Origin of the sequence: Mesorhizobium sp. B2-3-14 (assembly GCF_006442175.1) — a bacterium.
GTDB classification, from domain to species: domain Bacteria; phylum Pseudomonadota; class Alphaproteobacteria; order Rhizobiales; family Rhizobiaceae; genus Mesorhizobium; species Mesorhizobium australicum.
Window position 1 is genome coordinate 252,746 of record NZ_VFVP01000004.1, and the last position, 19,203, is coordinate 271,948.

At 63.0% G+C, this 19,203-nt stretch carries 21 protein-coding genes; 11 read left to right on the top strand and 10 right to left on the bottom strand.

The genetic code is table 11. From position 1 onward, the window contains the following. Positions 1–16: 16 nt before the first annotated feature. The gene (gene ppk2, locus FJ950_RS13000) at positions 17–937 is read right to left on the bottom strand and encodes a polyphosphate kinase 2 (RefSeq protein WP_015318259.1); all 921 of its coding nucleotides are present in this window, start codon (positions 935–937) and stop codon (positions 17–19) included. Positions 938–1,219: 282 nt separating this feature from the next. On the opposite strand from ppk2, the gene FJ950_RS13005 reads away from it, so the two are divergent. Beyond that, positions 1,220–2,263 (top strand): aldo/keto reductase, encoded by a 1,044-nt coding sequence (locus FJ950_RS13005; RefSeq protein WP_140617066.1) that lies wholly within the window; start codon positions 1,220–1,222, stop codon positions 2,261–2,263. Positions 2,264–2,286: 23 nt separating this feature from the next. Here FJ950_RS13005 and FJ950_RS13010 read toward each other — a convergent pair whose 3' ends face one another. Beyond that, complete coding sequence (locus FJ950_RS13010) at positions 2,287–3,258, bottom strand: glycosyl transferase family 90 (RefSeq protein WP_140617067.1); 972 nt, start codon at positions 3,256–3,258, stop codon at positions 2,287–2,289. 137 nt (positions 3,259–3,395) lie between these two features. Further along, a complete protein-coding gene (locus FJ950_RS13015) occupies positions 3,396–4,367 on the bottom strand; it encodes a glycosyl transferase family 90 (protein WP_140617068.1) in 972 nt (323 codons plus the stop codon). A 195-nt stretch (positions 4,368–4,562) separates the two neighbouring features. On the opposite strand from FJ950_RS13015, the gene FJ950_RS13020 reads away from it, so the two are divergent. Next, positions 4,563–4,709: a hypothetical protein gene (locus FJ950_RS13020; RefSeq protein WP_015318263.1), complete on the top strand. Its 147-nt coding sequence runs from the start codon at positions 4,563–4,565 to the stop codon at positions 4,707–4,709. 67 nt (positions 4,710–4,776) lie between these two features. Here FJ950_RS13020 and FJ950_RS13025 read toward each other — a convergent pair whose 3' ends face one another. Together FJ950_RS13025 and FJ950_RS13030 are read right to left on the bottom strand one after the other, a co-directional pair. Beyond that, positions 4,777–5,037, bottom strand: coding sequence for a DUF982 domain-containing protein (locus FJ950_RS13025; RefSeq protein ID WP_015318264.1), 261 nt, complete (start codon positions 5,035–5,037; stop codon positions 4,777–4,779). Between the two features lie 103 nt (positions 5,038–5,140). After that, positions 5,141–5,806 (bottom strand): GntR family transcriptional regulator, encoded by a 666-nt coding sequence (locus tag FJ950_RS13030; protein ID WP_015318265.1) that lies wholly within the window; start codon positions 5,804–5,806, stop codon positions 5,141–5,143. Between the two features lie 115 nt (positions 5,807–5,921). Between FJ950_RS13030 and FJ950_RS13035 the strand changes: the two genes are divergently transcribed. Further along, positions 5,922–7,175: a multidrug efflux MFS transporter gene (locus tag FJ950_RS13035; protein WP_140617069.1), complete on the top strand. Its 1,254-nt coding sequence runs from the start codon at positions 5,922–5,924 to the stop codon at positions 7,173–7,175. Between the two features lie 32 nt (positions 7,176–7,207). After that, positions 7,208–7,570 carry a DUF423 domain-containing protein gene (locus tag FJ950_RS13040; RefSeq protein WP_140617070.1) on the top strand — a complete coding sequence of 121 codons (363 nt, stop codon included), beginning with the start codon at positions 7,208–7,210 and terminating at the stop codon, positions 7,568–7,570. Positions 7,571–7,585: 15 nt separating this feature from the next. Here FJ950_RS13040 and FJ950_RS29495 read toward each other — a convergent pair whose 3' ends face one another. Together FJ950_RS29495 and FJ950_RS29500 are read right to left on the bottom strand one after the other, a co-directional pair. Further along, entirely contained in the window at positions 7,586–7,735 is a 150-nt protein-coding gene (locus tag FJ950_RS29495; protein ID WP_181171193.1) for a hypothetical protein, read from the bottom strand. Positions 7,736–7,795: 60 nt separating this feature from the next. Further along, positions 7,796–7,939, bottom strand: a complete 144-nt coding sequence (locus tag FJ950_RS29500; protein WP_015318269.1) for a hypothetical protein — start codon at positions 7,937–7,939, stop codon at positions 7,796–7,798. Positions 7,940–8,103: 164 nt separating this feature from the next. On the opposite strand from FJ950_RS29500, the gene FJ950_RS13045 reads away from it, so the two are divergent. Next, positions 8,104–9,180: a substrate-binding domain-containing protein gene (locus FJ950_RS13045; RefSeq protein ID WP_140617071.1), complete on the top strand. Its 1,077-nt coding sequence runs from the start codon at positions 8,104–8,106 to the stop codon at positions 9,178–9,180. 18 nt (positions 9,181–9,198) lie between these two features. Here FJ950_RS13045 and FJ950_RS13050 read toward each other — a convergent pair whose 3' ends face one another. Then, positions 9,199–10,395 (bottom strand): OpgC family protein, encoded by a 1,197-nt coding sequence (locus tag FJ950_RS13050; protein ID WP_140617072.1) that lies wholly within the window; start codon positions 10,393–10,395, stop codon positions 9,199–9,201. A gap of 201 nt (positions 10,396–10,596) precedes the next feature. On the opposite strand from FJ950_RS13050, the gene FJ950_RS13055 reads away from it, so the two are divergent. Next, positions 10,597–11,256 carry an alpha/beta hydrolase gene (locus tag FJ950_RS13055; RefSeq protein WP_140617073.1) on the top strand — a complete coding sequence of 220 codons (660 nt, stop codon included), beginning with the start codon at positions 10,597–10,599 and terminating at the stop codon, positions 11,254–11,256. Between the two features lie 27 nt (positions 11,257–11,283). Here FJ950_RS13055 and FJ950_RS13060 read toward each other — a convergent pair whose 3' ends face one another. Beyond that, positions 11,284–11,904: a TetR/AcrR family transcriptional regulator C-terminal domain-containing protein gene (locus FJ950_RS13060; RefSeq protein WP_140617074.1), complete on the bottom strand. Its 621-nt coding sequence runs from the start codon at positions 11,902–11,904 to the stop codon at positions 11,284–11,286. Positions 11,905–12,016: 112 nt separating this feature from the next. On the opposite strand from FJ950_RS13060, the gene FJ950_RS13065 reads away from it, so the two are divergent. From FJ950_RS13065 to FJ950_RS13085, 5 genes are all read left to right on the top strand, one after another. Further along, positions 12,017–13,180 (top strand): TCR/Tet family MFS transporter, encoded by a 1,164-nt coding sequence (locus FJ950_RS13065; protein WP_140617253.1) that lies wholly within the window; start codon positions 12,017–12,019, stop codon positions 13,178–13,180. Between the two features lie 134 nt (positions 13,181–13,314). Further along, entirely contained in the window at positions 13,315–14,394 is a 1,080-nt protein-coding gene (locus FJ950_RS13070) for a toxic anion resistance protein (RefSeq protein ID WP_140617075.1), read from the top strand. Between the two features lie 53 nt (positions 14,395–14,447). Further along, a complete protein-coding gene (locus tag FJ950_RS13075) occupies positions 14,448–15,977 on the top strand; it encodes a substrate-binding domain-containing protein (protein ID WP_246681318.1) in 1,530 nt (509 codons plus the stop codon). Positions 15,978–15,988: 11 nt separating this feature from the next. Further along, positions 15,989–16,606 carry a 5-bromo-4-chloroindolyl phosphate hydrolysis family protein gene (locus tag FJ950_RS13080; RefSeq protein WP_140617077.1) on the top strand — a complete coding sequence of 206 codons (618 nt, stop codon included), beginning with the start codon at positions 15,989–15,991 and terminating at the stop codon, positions 16,604–16,606. Then, positions 16,606–17,715: a hypothetical protein gene (locus FJ950_RS13085; RefSeq protein WP_140617078.1), complete on the top strand. Its 1,110-nt coding sequence runs from the start codon at positions 16,606–16,608 to the stop codon at positions 17,713–17,715. Before FJ950_RS13080 ends, FJ950_RS13085 begins: the two co-directional genes overlap by 1 nt. 1 nt (position 17,716) lies before the next feature. Here FJ950_RS13085 and sthA read toward each other — a convergent pair whose 3' ends face one another. Further along, positions 17,717–19,105, bottom strand: a complete 1,389-nt coding sequence (sthA, locus tag FJ950_RS13090) for a Si-specific NAD(P)(+) transhydrogenase (RefSeq protein WP_140617079.1) — start codon at positions 19,103–19,105, stop codon at positions 17,717–17,719. Between the last annotated feature and the right edge of the window lie 98 nt (positions 19,106–19,203).

Genomic DNA, 19,203 nt, shown 5'->3' on the forward strand with positions numbered 1-19,203 from the left:
AAGACAAAACTCTCGCTCAATACTTCTCCGGCACGTAAAGCTCGCGCGGCAGCACCTGGCGCTCGTATTCCGGGTTGAAGACGCGCTCCGGCAGCGTGATCTCCTCGTGCGGCACCTCTTCATACGGCAGCTGCTTGAGCAGATGGTCGATGCAGTTCAGCCGCGCGCGCTTCTTGTCGTTACCCTCGACGATGAACCAGGGCGCCTCGGGAATGTTGGTGCGGGCGAAGGTCTCCTCCTTGGCCTTGGTGTAGTGTTCCCAGCGCACCCGCGACTGCAGGTCCATCGGCGACAGCTTCCACTGTTTCATCGGGTCGTGGATCCGCATCAGGAAGCGCATTTGCTGTTCCTCGTCGGTGATCGAGAACCAATATTTGACCACGGTGATGCCCGAGCGCACCAGCATGCGCTCGAACTCCGGCACGTCATGGAAGAACTCCTCGACCTGCTCGGGGCTGGCAAAACCCATTACCCGTTCGACGCCGGAGCGGTTGTACCAGGAGCGGTCGAGCAAAACGATCTCGCCGCCTGCCGGCAAATGCGGGACATAGCGCTGGAAATACCATTGCGACTTCTCGCGTTCGGTCGGAGCCGGAAGCGCCACGACGCGGCAGATACGCGGATTGAGCCGCTGTGTGATGCGCTTGATGACGCCGCCCTTGCCAGCGGAGTCGCGGCCCTCGAATATCACCACCAGTTTCTTCTTGTGGTAGGCGACCCAGGATTGCAGCTTGATCAATTCGGACTGGAGGCTGATCAGGTCGCGAAAATACTGCATGCGATCGATCGAAGGCGGATGCGAGTTCTTGTAGATCTTGGCGATCTCCATCGAGAGGGCCGGCTCCGACATTTCGAGCTCATAGTCCTCGTCGAGCGTGTCGGCGAGCTCGGCTTCAAGCCAGTCCTTGGCAGGGGAATTCTGTTTCAGCTCGGTCATATCAACTGCTCCGCTTGCAAGCCCTGTCGGTTACCACTGGGCGCTCCAAATTGCTGGCCGGCGGCCGGGAATGGAAACACCTGAGCCGACTTCAATATAGGCCGGCGGTGACGGTTTTATTGCAGCACAGGCGCAATTGCCGACGTTGCAAATTCCGCGATGTCTGATCGATCGACCGTCGTCGCATGGCGACAAGCCGGCCGAATTGTCCTACAAATGCGCGGTCGCCTTCCAGGCCTGCCTTGCCGGCACGCCTCTTCAACAAAATCGTGAGGATCTGACATGGAATACCGCACCCTTGGCCGTTCCGGCCTGAAGGTTTCGACACTGACGCTTGGCACCATGACATTCGGCGGCGCCGGGCCCTTCGCCGCGGTCGGCAACAGCGATCTCGCCGAAGCCAAGCGGATGATCGATATGTGCATCGATGCCGGCATCAACCTCATCGACACCGCCAATGTCTATTCCAACGGCCTCTCCGAAGAGATCATAGGCGAAGCTCTCGGCGGCAAGCGCAAGAACGATGTGCTGATCGCGTCCAAGGCGCGGATGCGGATCGGCAAGGGCCCGAACGACGAGGGCCTGTCGCGCCATCATCTGATCCGTGAATGCGAGAGCAGCCTGAAGCGCTTGAAGACCGATGTCATCGACATCTATTTCGTCCACCAATGGGACGGCCTCACTCCGCTCGAGGAGACCGTTGCCGCCCTCGACAGTTTGGTCAGCCAGGGCAAGGTGCGCTACATCGGCTGCTCCAACTATTCCGGCTGGCAGGTGATGAAGGCGCTTTCCATCAGCGACAGCCGTCACCAGCAACGCTTCGTCACCCAGCAGATCCACTATACGCTGGAAGCGCGCGAGGCCGAGTACGAGCTCTTGCCGATCTCGGTCGACCAGGGGCTGGGCGTTCTGGTTTGGAGTCCGCTCGCCGGCGGCCTGCTGTCGGGCAAATACCGCCGCGACAGCCCGACCGCTCGCCAGCTTGCCGGCTGGTTCGAGCCGCCGATCCGCGACGAGGACCGGCTGTGGCGGATTGTCGATGTGCTGGTCGAGATCGGCAAGGATCATGGCGTCTCGGCGGCGCAGGTGGCGCTTGCCTGGCTGCTCGGCCGCCCTGCCGTCTCCTCGCTGGTGATCGGCGCCCGCAATGACGTCCAGCTCAAGGACAATCTTGCGGCGGCGGCCCTGAAGCTCGGCACCGAAGAACGCCAGCGCCTCGACGCGGTCAGCCGGCCGCCCCTGCTCTACCCCTACTGGCACCAGCAACTGACAGCGAAGGATCGCTTCGGCCCCGCCGATCTGGTTCTCGACCGCAGCGATATCTGATCGGCGTCAGGCCGAGAGCAGAGCTAGCCGCCGATAAACCGCCAGAGTTCGGGATCGGGTTCGATCTGGCCGCCGAGCACGAAATATTTGTAGAGGACGAGCAAGGAGATCGCATGCTCGTCCCGTTCATTGGAGAATTTGCGGCAATAGGCATTGGCTGCGGCGATGATGCGCTCCGCCGCGGCCGGGTGCGCTTCGAAATAGCGCACTTTTTCGCCGAGATCGGCAAAATCCGGGTCGAGCGGCGCATAGTGGACACCGGCCTCGAGCTGGCTCTCGCCGAACCATGTTTCGTAGGTCGGCGGCGGCATCAGACAGAGCGAGTTGGAATTCATGATCCATTTGAGGTTGGTCGCCACGTCATTGCCCTCCAGCGAGACGATGTAGCGATAGCGCAGGTGCTGGCTGATGCTGAGGAAAGGCTTGCTGTACTTAGCCGGTGCGCTGCGCTTGTGCGAACCGGCATCGCAGAACGGCAAGTCGCGCGCGACATCCAGGAACCGTGTCCTGATCGGGTTGTTGAGGTCGCCGCGCCAGACCACGGCAGGGCGCTTGTCGGCGAAGGCGACGGTATCGACGGGCATGTGGAAGTGGCGGAATTTGTTGAACTTCATGACGACGGCATTGCCGTTGTCGGCGCGGATTGGCCGGTCCTTGACGAGGGTCGGCAGCTTGGGCACGCCGATGACATCGCCGAACTTCAGGTCGATGAGCAATGATCGATCGAAATAGCGGGCAAATTCCTTCAGGTCGTAATAGTACATGCTCGGTTCAAACGGTATCTTGTCGATGCGCACAGCATCCGGGCCTGGTGTAAAAGCGTCCTGCAGCTTGTTGTAGTGATTCAGTCGCCGGCGCACGGCCTCGTCCGAGAGCCTGGCCTGCTGCAGGCGGCTGGCCAATCGCCGCCGGAAGATCGCCTGGGGCGCGATATCGCGCATGACGTTCCGCGCATAGTAGAAGACCTTTGCCGTCGTTCGTTGGAGGGTGGCCATGGACTCTTTTGATCAAAGATAAACGCGGTTGAACAAGTGAAGGTCGGGATGGTTCCCGCAGCATGATTGCCCTACCATCCAGCCACGCATTCCGATAGCGCCCGAATGCGGCTGGCGGCCTCGACCGAGCGCCGCAACTAGCCCGTTATGTAGCGCCACACCTCGGCATCCGGTTTGATCTGGCCCGACAGCACGAAGTATTTGTAGAGCACCAGCAGGGAGATCGTCTGCTCGGTCTGTTCGTCGTCGAATGTCCGGCAATAGGCGTTCGCAGCCGCGATGATGCGCTCCGCCTCCGCCGGATTCCGCTCGAAATAGGCGACGTGGTCCTCAAGGTTCGAGAAATCCGCCGCGAGCGGCACATAGTGGACGTTGGCTTCGAGCTGCCGCTCCGCAAACCATGTCTCATAGGTCGGCGGCGGCATCATGCAGAGCGACTTCGAATTCATGATCCATTTGAGATTGGTCGCCACGTCGTTGCCCTCGAGCGAGACGATGTAGCGATAGCGCTGGTGCTGGCTGATGCTGAGAAAAGGCCTGGCGTATTCGGGCGGTGCGTTCGGCTTGTGCGAACCGGCATCGCAGAACGGCAGGTCGCGCACAGCGTTCAGAAATCTTGTCCTGATCGGATTGTTGAGATCACCGCGCCAGACAACGGACGGCAGCTTGTCGGCGAACGACATCGCGTCAGCCGGCATCTGGAAATGACGAAACTTGTCGAGTTTCATGATGATCGCGTTCTTGTCGTCAGCACAGATTGGCCGGTCCTTGACGATCGAAGGCACCTTGGGGACATTCCTGACGTCGCCGAATTCCAGGTCGATGAGCAGGCCGGGATCGAAGTAGCGGGCGAACTCCTTCAGGTCGTAATAGTACATGGTCGGCGTGAAGGGCAGTTTGCCGATGCGCATGGCATCGGCGCTTGGCGCGAAACCATCCTGCAACTTGTTGTAGTAATTCAGCCTGCGGCGCGCCGCCTCACCGGAAAGCCTGGCCCTTTCGAGACGGCCAGCCAGCCGGGCACGAAACAACGCTTGCGGAGCGACATCGCGCGCGACGTTTCTCGCATAATAGAAAATTTTTGCTGCGGTCCGCGAAATTGTGGCCATCGGTCACTGATCAAAACAAACGGGCGGTTCTCAATTCATTGGCGCCCGCATGTCCTACATCATTGTGGCGCCGATCTGGCAAGCGCCCCATCTCTTCGATGCCGCAGCCACGCATTGTCGCTTCGGCTGTTGTGTTTGACGGCTAATGCTCCTAGGCAGGCTCAGGGCCGCAAGGCAGTCACAAAAGGAGCCGACATGGCGCGAGCACCAAACTACGATCAGGAACGCAAGGAGCGCGACCGCCAGAAAGCGGCCAAGAAGGCTGAAAAGCTGGCGGCCAAGGTTGCCGCGCGCGAACGTACGAAGCCTGAAACCGAGACTGAGACCGAAACGAAGGATTAACGGCATCCGGCCCGCTAATGCGGGCCGAGCCTCAAATCCAATTGTCAGCCCAAACCGCGAGCTAATATCAGGCTGGCGCCTTGTCGCTGATGAAGACATCCACTTCCCGCGCCGCGGCGATGAAAGCGCGCCTGGCATTCATCGCCGGCTTGTCGCCGGCGAGCGCGTCGTGACAGGCCTGCAGCGCCGCACGATGCTTGGGGCTGCGCTTGCCGGGCCAGTTGTTGAGGAGGTAATCGGAAGCCTCCCTTGCCGAACGCAAGAGCTGAGTGCTTCCCGCCGTGACGGATTTGACGGTCACAGGTGTTTCAAACCGGTTGTTTTCCATCGCCGCTCTTACGCCATCGGCTTCCTTGAAGCGAGGCCGAAAGTGCGCTTCACGTCAGACCCGTCTGTTTTTCCGGCCAGCGCGCCGCAGCGCATGGACCGCATTAAGCGGCGACGACGGCAAATCCCCTGGCGCGAAGGCCACGTCGATCGTTGGCAAGCGACGTCACCAGCCGATCACGGCTGCCGACGATGTGGGCCGACAGCAGCCGCGCGGCTTCATCGGCCTGACCGAGGCGTGTCGCGGCAAGAATGGCGCGATGTTCGACCCAGGCACGGCCAAGGGCCGTCTCGTCACGCACTTCCAGCCAGCGGGCGCGCGACAGGCGCGTCATCGCGTCACGAACCGCCCGGAACAGGAATTCGTTGCCGGAGAGCCGCGCCAGCTCGATGTGAAAATCCATGCCGACACGATGCCACTCCTCGCGCGGCGTATTTTCGTCGCAGGAATCGAGCATCGCCTCGATGACATCGATGGCGCTCTTGTCGGCTTGCCCGCACGTCAGCCGCAATGCCGCGATCTCGACCGCCTCGCGATAGACCGCAACCTGCTCGAGTTCGGCCAGATTGATGGGCGAAACGGTCCAGCCGCGCCCGTCCCTGCCGACCAGCCCTTCGGTCTCCAGCCGCAGCAGCGCCGCCCTGACAGGCGTGCGCGAGGCGCCGAACTGGCTTTCGATCCAGCGTTCGGTCAGCCGCTCTCCCGGCCCGATCTCGAGCGCCAGGATCATCTCGCGAAGCTGCCGTTCGACATTCTGCATCTGCGACATCGCGCGCCCTTTCCGAAGCCGCATTGACAGCGACCGGCGTGAAGTTCATGACGGAGACCAGTTTGGTATCCCAAAATGGTATCCGCAACAAGCGCTGATACCCGGCAGGCAGGGCATGACGCAGGAAGACACGCAGCAAAGCGGCTACAACATTCACTGGCGGCGCAATCTCGCGGTCTGTTTCGCGGGCTCGTTCAGCACGCTCATCGCCATGACCCTGCTGTTGCCATTCCTGCCGCTCTATGTCGAACAGCTCGGCGCACAGGGCCACGCGGCAATCGTGCAGTGGTCCGGCGTCGCTTATGGCGCCACCTTCTTCGCCGCGGCCACAGTAGCGCCGCTATGGGGGCGCCTGGGTGACCGCTACGGGCGCAAGGTGATGCTGGTGCGCGCCTCCTTCGGCATGGCGATCTGCATGTCGCTGACGGGCATGGTCGAGACGGTTTGGCAACTGGTGCTGCTGCGCCTGCTGATCGGCTTCGCGGGCGGCTACTCCTCCGGTTCAACCATACTGGTGGCCATGCAGACGCCGAAGGAGCGTTCCGGCTGGGCGCTTGGCGTGCTGTCGGCGGGCATTACGGCGGGCTCGCTGGTCGGTCCCCTGTTGGGCGGCGTGCTGCCGCCGGTGATCGGCATTCGCGCCACCTTCCTCTTGTCAGGCGGTGTGATCTTCCTCGCCTTCCTGGCAACGACCTTCCTCATCAAGGAGAGCCCGCGTCCGAAGCCAGCCAAACCGGTGTCGGCGGCAAAGCCGAAAAGCGGCTGGTCGCAGATCCCGGACAAGCGCCCGGTCGTGGCCATGCTGACCACCGGCATGCTGCTCGCCTTCGCCACAATGTCGATCGAGCCGATCATCACCGTCTATGTGCAGCAGCTCATCGAGGACCAGAGCAGGGTGACGCTCGTCGCCGGCGTTGTGATGTCGGCCGCCGCGCTGGGCACCATCCTCTCGGCGTCTTGGCTCGGCAAGCTCGCGGACCGGATCGGGCACTGGAACGTTGTCGTGGGAGCACTGGCGGTTTCGGCGCTGCTCCTTATCCCGCAGGCTTTTGTCACCAATAGCTGGCAGCTTATCGGCCTGCGTTTCCTGATGGGCCTGGCGCTGGGCGGCCTCCTGCCCTGCATCACCAGTGTCATCAGGCACAACATCCCCGACGGCGTTGGCGGCAACGTGCTTGGCCTGGCGATCTCGGCGCAGTATGTCGGACAGGTCGCGGGGCCACTGGCCGGCGGTTTTGTGGGCGGCCATTTCGGCATGCCGGCGGTGTTTCTCGGCACGTCGGTGCTGATGGCGCTCGGGGCGGCCTACAACTGGATCGTCCAATCGCGGCGGACGCGGCATATGGCGCTGGAAGCGCGCAAGCCCTGACGCTTGCTGAAGAAAGAAGGAGCACGCCGGCCATGAACCCCGATCCAAACGGCAGCCGCCTCCTCGTGCTTGCCGGCGGCCTCGTCGGCGCGGCGGGGGTGGCGCTTTCGGCGGCCGCCGCCCACCGCGGCGGCGCCTTTACCGGCACCGCCGCGTCGTTCCTGCTGATGCATGCGCCGGTCTTCCTCGCCATCGGCCTTATCGGCGCGAACCGCTGGCTGCGCATCGCCAGCCTCATTCTGCTCGCCGGGCTGCTCCTCTTCGCGGGCGATCTTCTCGCCCGCGATTTCTGGGGCTCAAGGCTGTTTCCGATGTCGGCGCCGATCGGCGGCACCCTGCTCATTGCAGGCTGGCTGGCGATAGCGATCTCGGCCGTGGCACGTCCACGACCCTGAAATGATTGCTTGAGGTCAATCCCGGCGGCGTTCCGGGCGGACCCAAAGGGCACGGCCGCCAACAGCAGGTTTCACCCGCCGTCGCGCTTCCGGTCGCTGTGTGGCCGGTGCGATGCCCCAGTAGTTGCGGTAGATATCTTCGAACAGATGCTTGATGGGATGCATGACTCATCCTCCTTGTCTTTGAATCGATCCAATCGTCGGGCGCGAAAAAAGTCGGTTTGATCAGCTCCGCTTGCGCGCCACCAAGAAGCGAAGATCGCGAACCCATGGGCCCGTCTCACCACGATGCCTAGCCTTGTTGGTGGCTGACCCGATATTCCAGTCGTTGCGGTAGATGTCGGCGAACAGGTAGTTGACGGGATGCATGGCGCTCCTCCCTTTTTGGCTATTCAGCAGAACAAGCTGTCACTTGGATCGATTCAAACCTAGGATCGAAACCGGCGCAGGTCAAGCAAAATTTGAATCGATCCAACGAAAATACTAGATGCGGCGGAAGAACGTGCTACATGGATGTCAGGAGGCACGCACAAATGGCGTCACTCACCGCAGGCAATCGACGACCCGTACGGCTGGCCGACATCGCCAAGGCCGCCGGTGTTTCGCACGGCACCGCGTCCAACGTATTCAGCCGCCCCGAGATCGTGCGCGAGGAAGTCCGCGAACGGGTTCGCGCCGCGGCCGAGGCAATGGGTTATGGCGGCCCCGATCCAAAGGGCAGGCTGCTGCGGGCCGGCAAGGTCAACGCCATCGGCGTGGCCACCGCCGAGCCCCTCTCCTATTTCTTCGACGATCCGTTTGCGCGCGTCATGATGGCGGGCATCTCGCAAGCTTGCGATGCGACCGGAGCCGGCATTTCCCTGGTCTCGGCCGCCAACAACGAGCAGCTTGCCTGGAACATCCAGAGCGCTCTGGTCGACGGCTTCATCGTCTTTTGCATCGAAGGTGGCTCGCGCCTGGTGGAGTTGGCACGTGAGCGCAAGCTGCCCTTCGTCGCGCTCGACCTCGACTCCGAGGACGGCTCGGTCGCCGCGATCGGAGTTGACAACATCGCCGGCGCCGGCATGGCGGCCCGCCATCTCACGGATCTCGGCCATCGCCGCTTCGCCGTCATGGCCCTGCCCTTCGCCGACAACAGGACGGGCCTTGTTTCGGCCGAACAGGTTCGGGCGGCGACCTATGCCGGAACGCGCGATCGCCTCACCGGCTATCTCCGGGAGCTTTCGCGGGTTGGCGTCGACATGTCCAAAGTGCCTGTCTACGAGACCGCCAACGACGTGGCGAGCACGAAGGCGGGGCTCGAGACCATCTTCGCCTCCGACACGCCGCCCACCGCCATTCTGGCCATGTCGGACAGAATAGCCCTGGTGGCGCTCGAATGGCTGAGCGCACGCGGGCTGAGCGTGCCTGACGACGTTTCCGTCGTCGGCTTCGACGGTGTTCCGGAAGCAGCGGTGTCCGAGCCGCCATTGACCACGATCGCCCAGCCGATTGCCGAGATGGGCCGCCTTGCCGTCAGGGCGATCCTGGAGAGCGACGGGCCGGTCAGCCGGCATCAACTGCCGGTCGAACTGATCGTGCGAGCCTCGACGGCTTCGCCACGCGGCTGAACCGCACGGCCGAACCGCCTACCGATTGGCTCTTGCCATGGCAGTCCCCAAAGGCGCACGAACCGGCGAGGGAACCGTTTGGGCCGTGCGGGCCTTGCCCGAACCGCCGATGGTCGACAGCCATTCGAGATAGAAGGCGAGCGCGAACTGCATGGCGATGCCGGCCGATATCAGCAGGCTGTCATAGACGAGCCCGCCCGGATTGATCAGCTTCATCACCTGCGCGACCATGGCGATCACCGTGCCGGCGATGAAGACCGGCAGCGATCTTTTGCCCAGTATGGCCAGCGGATGGTCGGGGCTGGTGCGGAACAGGTTTGACACCGTCGGCAGGGCGACGACGAGGTAGCTGACCGCCAGGACGTGCAACAGCCGCGGCAACGACAGGAAGGTCTTGTCGAAGCCGCCGATCACCACCGGCAGGTTGAACCACGTTATCTGTCCCCAGAGCGGGCTATGCACCCACACCAGAGCCGCCAGCACATAGGTCGCGGCCGCGCCGACAAGCCAGCGGTTGACCGGAATGACACCGCCGCGCCTGACATGCAGCATGGCGGCAAGGCCGATGTTGAACAGGAACTGCCAGGACAACGGGTTGAGGAACCAGAAACCGGGCTCGGGGTAATTGGGCGGAGCGATCTCCCAAATTCCGGCAACCAGCCATAGCGTGCCGGACACGACAAGCGCCGCGGCGGGCCTGGAGCTGACGAACAGGACGAACGCCGGCGCCATCAAAAGCAGCGCCGCATAGACCGGCAGGATATTGTTATAGCCGAGCTGATGGCCGAGCGTGACGATGCCGACCAGCACTTGCGGCGTGTTTTTCATCAAGGGCTCGATGTTGATGAGCGTCAGCAGTTCCGGCCGCTTGGCAAACACCGCCACGGCGCAGAACAGGGCCATCACCACCATCGTCGTGACGATGTGGGCGACGTAGAGCACGCCGGCCCGCCGCCACATTTTCAAGGTCGCCAGAAGCCGGCCACCCGGCCGGAACTTTGTGCCGTAGGCGAGTGCGACCGAAATGCCTGATATCAGCACGAACGCCTCGGCCGCGTCCGAAAACCCGAAATTCTTGTAGGTCAGGGTCTCGAAAGCCGTGCCCGGCACATGGTCGACGAAGATGGTGAGCAGTGCCAGCGCGCGCAATACATCGATACGCGTGTCGCGTTCCAAGATACGCAAATCGCGATCTGGCGAAACAGGGGTAGTCATCGACAAAAGGCCTCAAAGCTGGTTGTTCATGTCCAGCAATGCGACCCCCGACGCACCGCTTCGATTCCTCCCACAGGGAGTGTATCGGCGCAGAAACGGGCCGGAATGAGCCTGGTTCAATCAACTTTCGCGGAGCATGAAAATATTGCGTTTTGAAGCCGGCAAATTGAGCGAAGCCTCATATAATCAACGGGATGCGGTATGACTGGCGCCAGTGTCGAAAATGGCCCTCCGATGCTGGATCTAGCCTTTCCCTATCGCCTCCTCGGTGCCGGCAAAAGCGGCCGCGCGTGCCTGTTCCTGCTGCATGGATCGGGTGTCGACGAGACAAGCATGGTGCCGCTGGCGAGGCGCATCGCGCCCGACGCCCCCCTGATCGCGGTACGGGGCCGCATCCCGCAGGAGGACGGTTTTCGCTGGTTCGAGCGAATCACGCCGACGCGCTTCGGCCAGCAAAGCATCCGTGTCGAAACCGCCGCCTTCGCGGCATTCGCAAGCGAAGTCGCCGCGCGCCATGGGCTCGATCTCGCCCACGCGACATTCATTGGCTATTCGAACGGCGCCAATCTGGTTTCGAGCCTGATGCTGCTCCATCCCGGCATTGTCCGGAGCGCGGCGCTGCTGAGGCCAATGCCGGTGCTCGACAAGGTGCCTTCAACGGACCTCATGGGCACACGGACGCTGATCATTGCCGGGGCGGCGGACGAGACCTACGGGCCTTTCGCGTTGGCGCTGGTGACGCTGCTCAGCCGGCACGGTAGCGAGATCGACGCCCGGATCGTTCCATCAGGCCACGAAATCGGCGACCCGGACGCCGCGATCGTCGAGCGATGGCTGGCCGGAGCGGCACAGGGAGGCTGACCGCCTTTGCGACCGCTCGCTGCCCAATCAGCGTTCGGCCACCATTCGAACTTCTGCCCCGGCGATCAGCAGGGCGAGCCCGCTTTCAAACAGCGCCTCGTGTCCGCCGGCACGGTAGTGCACCAAGGCTTCGCGCAAGAGCGGATGATCATGCGCCGCGGCATCCAGCGCTTCGCCACGCCCCGGACCTGACGGATATTCGGCTTGCTCCTCTGTGACACAGCCGACCGTGTAGCGGCCGACCGTCATCAGCAATTCCATGGCTGGAATCGCCGCCATGCCCTCGCCCGCCAGGAATTCCAGCAGCCGCTCGAAGTGCCCGAGCTCTTGCGGATCCGCTTCCGTGCCGGCGTGGACACGCGCGCCGTCGCGATAGGCAATCAGGGCGCTGCGAAAGCTGCGGGCATTCTTGCGCACGAAATCCTGCCAGGTCTCGCCGAGCCGTGGTGTTCGATGCCGATGGCCGCGCCGCAAGATCTCTTCGTTCATCGCGTCGAGCAAGGCGCGCTTGCTCCTGAAATGCCAGTAGAGTGCCGGCTGCTGCACCTTGAGCCGCTGCGCCAAAAGGCGGGTCGACAGCGCATCGATGCCAACCTCGTTGAGCAAGCCTAGCGCTTCGTCGACGATCATCGTCTTGTCCAGTTTCATGCGAATCCGTCTGGTCCTCCAGCTTGCGCCGTGAATTTATCAGTGATAAACCTTCCTTATCAACGATAAATTCCTGAGTCCGATCGTGAAAAGAGCTTATCTCGTCGTCCTGATGGCGATGGCACTGGACGCCGTGGGCGTCGGGCTGATGATGCCGGTGCTGCCGGGCTTGCTGCGCACGGTCGGCCATGTCGACGATATCGGCTGGATTTTTGGCGCCTTCCTGTCGGCCTACGCCGCCATGCAGGTGCTTTTTTCGCCGCTGCTCGGCGCCCTGTCCGACCGCTACGGCCGTCGGCCGGTCTTGCTCGTCTCGCTCACGGGATCGATGGCGGACTATCTGTTCATGGCCTTCGCGCCAACACTGCCGCTGCTGTTCGTTGGCCGGCTGATCGCGGGCGTCACCGGCGCCAGCATGGCGGTAGCTTCCGCCTACATGGCAGATATCAGCAGCCAGGATCGTCGTGCTCGGGGTTTTGGCCATCTCAACGCCGCCTTTGGCGTCGGCTTCATAGCCGGTCCGGCGCTCGGTGGCCTGCTTGGTGACGTTTGGCTACGCACGCCCTTCCTGGTTGCGGCAGCACTCAACGGGATCAACCTGGTACTGGCTTTCTTCCTGCTGCCGGAACCGAAGCGCGCGGGCGGCGCAAGCGAAATGCCGTCTTTCAACCCGCTGGCGCCGTTGCGTTGGGCGCTGACTTTCCCGGCCCTTTTGCCGCTGCTTGGTGCCTTCGCCGTTCTTGCCCTGGTCGGCGAAGTCGGCGGCACCATCTGGGTGCTCTATGTCCAAGGCAAATTCGCTTGGGACCTGTTCACCGTCGGCATCTCGTTGGCGCTGTTCGGGCTCTTCCATGCTGGAGCCCAGGGTTTTGTTGCCGGGCCGATCACCGAGCGCTGGGGCGAGAAAGCAGCGCTGATCATCGCCATCCTCGCCGACAGCACGGCCTATATATCGATAGCGCTGGCCTGGCAGGGCTGGATGGCCTTCGCCCTGCTGCCGCTGTTCTGTCTCGGCGGGATCGGAGCTCCGGCATTGCAGTCGCTGTTGACCTCACGCGTCGGCGCCGACCATCAGGGACGGCTGCAGGGCGTGCTCACCAGCATGACCAGCCTGGTCTCGGTGTTCGGACCCTTCATCATCGCCATGCTCTATTTCCGCACGCGCACCGTCTTTCCCGGCACAGTCTGGATCGCGGGGGCGGCGCTTTATGTGCTGTGCCTGCCATTGCTCCTGCGAACCGGGTCATCTCCAGCCGTGCGGGAGGCCGCCGAATAGATATTTCTTGACGCTAGGCCGGAAGACGGCACTGTTCACCGCCGAAAACGGCCTCGGACTACCGTTTTCCACAGCGGCGACATATCACTGTCACAGATTACCTATCGAGATGCTGTTACCGAGGGGAAGTCTGCATGGCCGACAAGAACAGCATCACTCTGCTCGACGACACTTCGACATTGCCGGCAATCGTAGCCGATCCGTCCGACATCGCCAGAATCGAAAGCACGATCGACGTCAGAGACCGTGCCGGCATTTCTGTCTATGGCGACCGTGCCCAGCAGGCAGTCAGCGACTATGCCGACAAGATATTGTCCCAGTTGCGCAACCGGGACCTCGGCGACACCGGCGATCTCCTGACCGACATCATCATGAAGGCCAAGAATCTCGATCCGGCCTCGCTCAAGGACCAGGGTTTCCTCAGCGGCCTGTTCTCCTCGTTCAAGGCGCGGCTCGAGCGCTTCAAGGAGAAATACGAGGACGTGGCGGGACAGATCGATCGCATCGGCCTCGAACTCGACCGTCACAAGGACACGCTGCGGCGCGACATTGCCGTGCTCGACGACCTCCATGAGCAGACCAAGGGCTCCATCCTCAAGCTCGATGCCTATGTGCAGGCCGGCAAGAAATTCGTCGATGACTACCGCGCCAACGAGTTGCCGAAGCTGAAGGCCGCGGCGGATACCGCTAGCGGCGACACTGGAGGCACGCTGGAGGCGCAAACCTATCAGGACGCCGTGCAGGCGCTCGACCGCCTGGAAAAGCGGATCTTCTACCTGGTGCAGGCGCGCCAGCTCGGCATCCAGCAACTGCCGCAGATCCGCATCGTCCAGTCGGGCGACGAGACACTGATCGAGAATTTGCAAGCAACCTCGGCGCTGACCGTGCCGGCATGGAAGCAGAAGATGGTCATCCTGCTTGGGCTGACCAACCAGAAGTCGGCGCTCGAACTGCAAAAGACCGTGACCGACGCAACCAACGAGATGATCCGCCAAACGTCGAAAATGATGAAGGACCAGGCGATTTCGGTCGAGGAACAGGCGCAGCGCGGCATCGTCGACGTCGAGACGCTGGCGCAGGCCAATCGCGATCTCATCGACACGGTACAAGGTGTGCTGAAAGTCCAGCAGGAGGGCCGCCAGAAGCGGGCCGACGCCGAAAAACAGATGGACCAGATGACGATCGACTTGAAGAAAGCGCTGACCCAGTCCTGATCGGAACCGCCATGCCGAAGACGCTGACGTCCGTTCTGCTGCTCGCCTTCGCGATGTTTTTGACGGCCTGCAATTCCAGCCAAGTCAAATTCTCGATCGTCTCCGGCTCCGAGAATACGGTGCTGGAGCCGATCGTCCAGGAATTCTGCGCCAAGCAAGGCGCGACCTGCACCATTTCCTATCAAGGCTCGCTCGACATCGGGCTCGGACTGCAAAAGCCTGGCGGCCTCGACAAGGATGCGGTTTGGCCGGCCTCCAGCGTCTGGGTCGACCTGTTCGACAGCGGCCGCAAGGTGCGCAACCTGACGTCGATCGCGCAGATGCCGGTCATTCTGGGCGTGCGCAAATCCAAGGCCACCGAACTCGGCTTGGTCGGCAAGCCGGTCTTCATGAAGGACATCCTGGCCGCGGTGAAGGACGGCAAGCTGAAATTCCTGATGACGTCGGCGACGCAGTCCAATTCGGGCGCCAGCGCCTATCTCGCCATGCTGTCCAGCGCGCTCGGCGGCAAGCAGGTGATCGAGCCGGGCGACCTCGACAATCCCGCCGTGCACGACACAGTAAGTGCCTTGCTGCAAGGCGTCGAGCGTTCGTCCGGTTCGTCGGGCTGGCTCGCCGATCTTTACGTCGACAGCGCCGGCAAGGGCACCGTCTACGACGCGATGTGGAACTACGAGGCGACGCTGAAGGAGACCAACGACAAACTCAAGCAGATGGGCAACGAGCCGCTCTATGCCATCTATCCGGCCGACGGCGTCGCTGTCGGCGACTCGCCGCTGGGTTTCATCGATCATGGACGCGGAGCCGATGTCGAAAAATTCTTCACCGACCTTCTCGCCTATCTGCAGTCGGACGCGGCACGCAAACGCATCGCCGATACCGGTCGGCGGCTGCCGCTCGGCGGCGCGGCCATCCAGGCCGCCGCCGAGCCGGATTGGAATTTTGATCCCGGCAAGCTGGTGACGTCGATCCGCATGCCGGAGCCGGCCGTGATCCGCAAGGCGCTCGACCTCTACCAGGAGGCCTTGCGCAAGCCTTCGCTGACGGCGCTGTGCTTCGATTTTTCCGGCTCGATGGAAGACCAGGGCGAGAAACAGTTGCAGGCCGCCGCCCAATTCCTGTTCACGCCGGAAAAGGCAAGCGAGGTGCTGGTGCAATGGACGCCGTCCGACCACATCTTCGTGCTGCCTTTCGACGCCGTCGTGCGCGACACATTCGAGGCGAAAGGCGACTCGGCGGGCCAGAGCGAGCTGCTGGCGGACGTTGCCCAGCAACGCGCCGGCGGCGGCACCGATATGTATGCCTGTGCCGACCAGGCCCTGCAGAAGATCGTTGCCACGGCGGATCTTTCGAAATACCTCCCGGCCATCGTCATCATGACCGATGGCCGCACCGATGGCGGCGCGGACCTGTTTCTCGCTGACTGGCGCAACGCCGCCGTGCGCGTGCCGGTCTTCGGCGTCACCTTCGGCGACGCCGACAAGAGCCAGCTCGACAGTCTCGCCAAGGCGACGTCGGCACGGGTCTTCGATGGCAGCGGCGATCTGGCCGGCGCCTTCCGCGCCGCGCGCGGCTACAATTAGAGCCTGCCGGGATGCGTGGCTTGTTCGGCAATGACTGGAACTGGATCGCGGCGGGCGGGATATCTGCGGTGCTGCTTGTCGGCTTGGGTTTTCTGACCCAGTTCCCGTTCCTGGTGTCGGCCATCATCGCGGCCCTCGTCTTTGCCGGACTGGTGTTCGTGCTGGCGCCGCGACAGCTTTTCGAAGGGCTCGACCTCAGCACCCTCAGCGGCAGCAAAGTGGCCTTCGCCCGCGAACTCCTGGCGCAAGCGCAGCCAGCCGCGGACCGGCTGTCGGCAACGGCCGGTTCGATCGCCGACAAGGACATGAAAGCCAAGGTGAAGAACCTGTCCGACATCGCCGCCGACGTGATTTCCAAAGTCGAGACGAAGCCGGAAACCGCGCCCTCGGTGCGGCGTTTCCTCACCTACTACGTGCCGCAGGCGGCGGAAGTGGCGGAAGGCTACGCGACGCTGGCGAACCGACGTGCACCCAGCAAGGTCCGGCTCGCCAATGTCGGCGCCGTCATCACCAAGCTTCAGGACGCCTTCGTGCATTATGCCGACAGCCTGGCCGACAGCGAACTCGGCACGCTCGACGTCGACCTGCGACTCATTCAGGAGTCGTTGAAAGAGGATATCGGACGCTGATGGCCATTTCGCGCCGCGCTTTCGGACTGGGTCTGCTGGGTGCCGCCGCTGCCGGCACCGGCGGCTATTTGACGCTGAAGGATCGTCCCGAGTTCCGTGGCTATCTTGGCAACAAAGCGCATCTGTTCGGCTTCATCGGCGGCGAGAAGCAGGCATTCCTGGCCGATCCGGACGTCGTGCATGCGCTTGGCGGCTACGGGCTGGAACTCGATGCGCGTGTCGCCGGTTCCGTGGAGATGGTGCGCGAGCCGGCATTGCTCACCCAAAAACCGCAATTCCTGTGGCCCTCTTCCTCGATCATGGTCGACCTCGCGCGCAAGAGCGGTGTCTCGATCCGCAACGACCAGGTCGTGCTCAACTCCCCGATCGTCGTCTACACCTGGGGACCTGTAGTCGAAGGGCTGAAGAAGAGCGGGCTGGTCACGGTCGCCGCCAAGGGCGGCTACAACCAGCTCGATCTCAAGGCCTTGCTCGACGCCATTCTGGCCGGCAAGAACTGGGCCGATCTCGGCATTGACGAGCTTTATGGCCGCGCCCGCATCGTCTCCACCGATCCCAACCGCTCCAACTCCGGTTTCATGTTCGCCGGCCTGGTGCTCAGCCTGATGAGCGGCGACGTGGCGACCCAGGAACTGCTTGCCCAGCACGGCGACCAGGCCAAGGCGATCTTCCGCAGCATGGGGCTGAAGTCGTCCTCGTCGGGAAAGCTGTTCGACCAATACATCGCCGGCGGTCTCGGTGCCGAGCCGATGGTGGTGGGTTATGAGAACCAACTGGTGGAATGGGCGCTCGCCGATCCCGCGCGCTGGCAAAGGGTGCAGGCCGGCATGGGCGCCAAGCCCGAGATTCTCTACCCCAGGCCAACCGTCTATTCGGCGCATCCGCTGATCGTCGTCGACCCCGCGGTCGACAGGCTGCTGGAGGCGCTGACCAGCCCAAAGCTGCAAGAGCTTGCCTGGTCGAAACACGGTTTTCGCGGGCCGCTCGGCACCGTCAGCGGCGGCGCCGATGCCGCGATCGCCGGCGTGCGGCCGGCGGAAATCGAGGCGGTGCTGCCGATGCCCTCTGCCGACGTGATGCTGGCGCTGCTGTCGCAGTTGGAAGGCTGATCTACCCTCGCCCCATCCTGTTCCAGGCGTCGAGGCCGGCGATCTTGTAGGCCTCGGCCAGGGTTGGATAGTTGAAGGTGTTGTTGACGAAGAAGTCGACCGTGCCGCCGAGATTGATCACCGCCTGGCCGATATGAATGAGTTCGGTGGCGCCCTCGCCGACAATGTGCGCGCCGAGCAGGCGCCGCGTCTCGATCGAGAACAACAGCTTCAGGAAGCCGGTGTCGACGCCCATGATGTGGCCGCGCGACGTCTCACGGAAGCGCGCGACGCCAACCTCATAGGCGCCGCCGCTTTGGCGTACCTGCTCCTCGGACTGGCCGACCGTCGATATCTCCGGCACCGCGTAGATGCCGTAGGGAAAGGTCTCCGGCGGCGCGGGCAGGGTCACGCCAAAGGCATGGCAGGCGGCCACCCTGCCCTGCTCCATGGAGGTCGAGGCGAGGCTCGGAAACCCGATGACGTCGCCGGCCGCGTAGATGTTCGGCACGCTGGTCTGAAACGTCTGGGGATCTACCTTGATGCGGCCCCTGGAGTCGGCTTCGATGCCGACCACGTCGAGGCCGAGGCTGCCGACATTGCCGGTGCGGCCGGCGGCGTAGAGCACGACCTCGGAGCGGATGGTGCGGCCATCGGCCAGTTCCACCTCGGCGGCATCCGGCTTGGAGCGGATTTCCTTGACCGCGCTGCCCAGTCTTATCGTCATGCCGCGGTCGCGCATCTGGTGGATGAAATCGTCGACGATCTCCCGGTCGACGAAATCGAGGATGGAGTTGCGCGGCTCGACCAGGGTCACCGGTACGTCGAGCGCGGAAAAGATCGTGGCGTATTCGACGCCGATGACGCCGGCGCCGATCACCGTCAGCGTGCGTGGCAGGCGGTCGAGTTCAAGCATTTCGTCGCTGTCGAAGACACGGGTCTTGTCGAAGGGCACGTCACCAGGCCGATGCGGCCTGGTGCCCACGGCGATCAGTGCGTTGGCGAAACCGACTTCGCTGTAGTCGCCATTGTCCGATGTCAGGCTGACCTTGTTGGACCCGAGAAATTTCACCGCCGCGCGCGCGCTTTTGACCGTGTTGCGCATGAACTGATGCTGCAGCACCTCGACCTCATGGTCGAGTGTCTTGTGCAGGCGCTCGATCAGGTCGCCGACCGAGATATCCTGCTTGACCCGATAGCCGCGTCCATAGAAGCCGCGCTCGCGCCAGCCCGAGAGATTGAGCACCGTTTCGCGCAGCGTTTTGGAAGGAATGGTGCCGGTGTGCACCGAGACGCCGCCAAGGCGCCGGCCCCGGTCGACCACCAGCACCGATTTGCCGAGTTTGGCCGATTGCACGGCGGCGCGGCGGCCGGAGGGGCCGCTGCCGATGACCAGCATGTCGTAGTCCATATTGCCCCGTCCCCTCGGCGTCTTGTTGCGCCGCAGCAAGCTAACGCCATCCGTGCTGCAAATTCAACCGCTTCGGACCCTCAGCCCATTCTGTCCCG

Excerpts from the sequence above, each read along its gene's own strand:
- FJ950_RS13075 (WP_246681318.1), top strand. The coding sequence starts at position 14,448 with ATGTTTTTGACGGCCTGCAATTCCAGCCAAGTCAAATTCTCGATCGTC.
- FJ950_RS13045 (WP_140617071.1), top strand. The coding sequence starts at position 8,104 with ATGGCGTCACTCACCGCAGGCAATCGACGACCCGTACGGCTGGCCGAC.
- FJ950_RS13055 (WP_140617073.1), top strand. The coding sequence starts at position 10,597 with ATGACTGGCGCCAGTGTCGAAAATGGCCCTCCGATGCTGGATCTAGCC.
- FJ950_RS29495 (WP_181171193.1), bottom strand. The coding sequence starts at position 7,735 with ATGCATCCCATCAAGCATCTGTTCGAAGATATCTACCGCAACTACTGG.
- FJ950_RS13030 (WP_015318265.1), bottom strand. The coding sequence starts at position 5,806 with ATGTCGCAGATGCAGAATGTCGAACGGCAGCTTCGCGAGATGATCCTG.
- FJ950_RS13015 (WP_140617068.1), bottom strand. The coding sequence starts at position 4,367 with ATGGCCACAATTTCGCGGACCGCAGCAAAAATTTTCTATTATGCGAGA.
- FJ950_RS13070 (WP_140617075.1), top strand. The coding sequence starts at position 13,315 with ATGGCCGACAAGAACAGCATCACTCTGCTCGACGACACTTCGACATTG.
- FJ950_RS13065 (WP_140617253.1), top strand. The coding sequence starts at position 12,017 with ATGGCGATGGCACTGGACGCCGTGGGCGTCGGGCTGATGATGCCGGTG.
- FJ950_RS13080 (WP_140617077.1), top strand. The coding sequence starts at position 15,989 with ATGCGTGGCTTGTTCGGCAATGACTGGAACTGGATCGCGGCGGGCGGG.
- FJ950_RS13035 (WP_140617069.1), top strand. The coding sequence starts at position 5,922 with ATGACGCAGGAAGACACGCAGCAAAGCGGCTACAACATTCACTGGCGG.
- FJ950_RS29500 (WP_015318269.1), bottom strand. The coding sequence starts at position 7,939 with ATGCATCCCGTCAACTACCTGTTCGCCGACATCTACCGCAACGACTGG.
- FJ950_RS13010 (WP_140617067.1), bottom strand. The coding sequence starts at position 3,258 with ATGGCCACCCTCCAACGAACGACGGCAAAGGTCTTCTACTATGCGCGG.
- FJ950_RS13025 (WP_015318264.1), bottom strand. The coding sequence starts at position 5,037 with ATGGAAAACAACCGGTTTGAAACACCTGTGACCGTCAAATCCGTCACG.
- FJ950_RS13005 (WP_140617066.1), top strand. The coding sequence starts at position 1,220 with ATGGAATACCGCACCCTTGGCCGTTCCGGCCTGAAGGTTTCGACACTG.
- FJ950_RS13085 (WP_140617078.1), top strand. The coding sequence starts at position 16,606 with ATGGCCATTTCGCGCCGCGCTTTCGGACTGGGTCTGCTGGGTGCCGCC.
- FJ950_RS13050 (WP_140617072.1), bottom strand. The coding sequence starts at position 10,395 with ATGACTACCCCTGTTTCGCCAGATCGCGATTTGCGTATCTTGGAACGC.
- FJ950_RS13040 (WP_140617070.1), top strand. The coding sequence starts at position 7,208 with ATGAACCCCGATCCAAACGGCAGCCGCCTCCTCGTGCTTGCCGGCGGC.
- sthA (WP_140617079.1), bottom strand. The coding sequence starts at position 19,105 with ATGGACTACGACATGCTGGTCATCGGCAGCGGCCCCTCCGGCCGCCGC.
- FJ950_RS13060 (WP_140617074.1), bottom strand. The coding sequence starts at position 11,904 with ATGAAACTGGACAAGACGATGATCGTCGACGAAGCGCTAGGCTTGCTC.
- FJ950_RS13020 (WP_015318263.1), top strand. The coding sequence starts at position 4,563 with ATGGCGCGAGCACCAAACTACGATCAGGAACGCAAGGAGCGCGACCGC.
- ppk2 (WP_015318259.1), bottom strand. The coding sequence starts at position 937 with ATGACCGAGCTGAAACAGAATTCCCCTGCCAAGGACTGGCTTGAAGCC.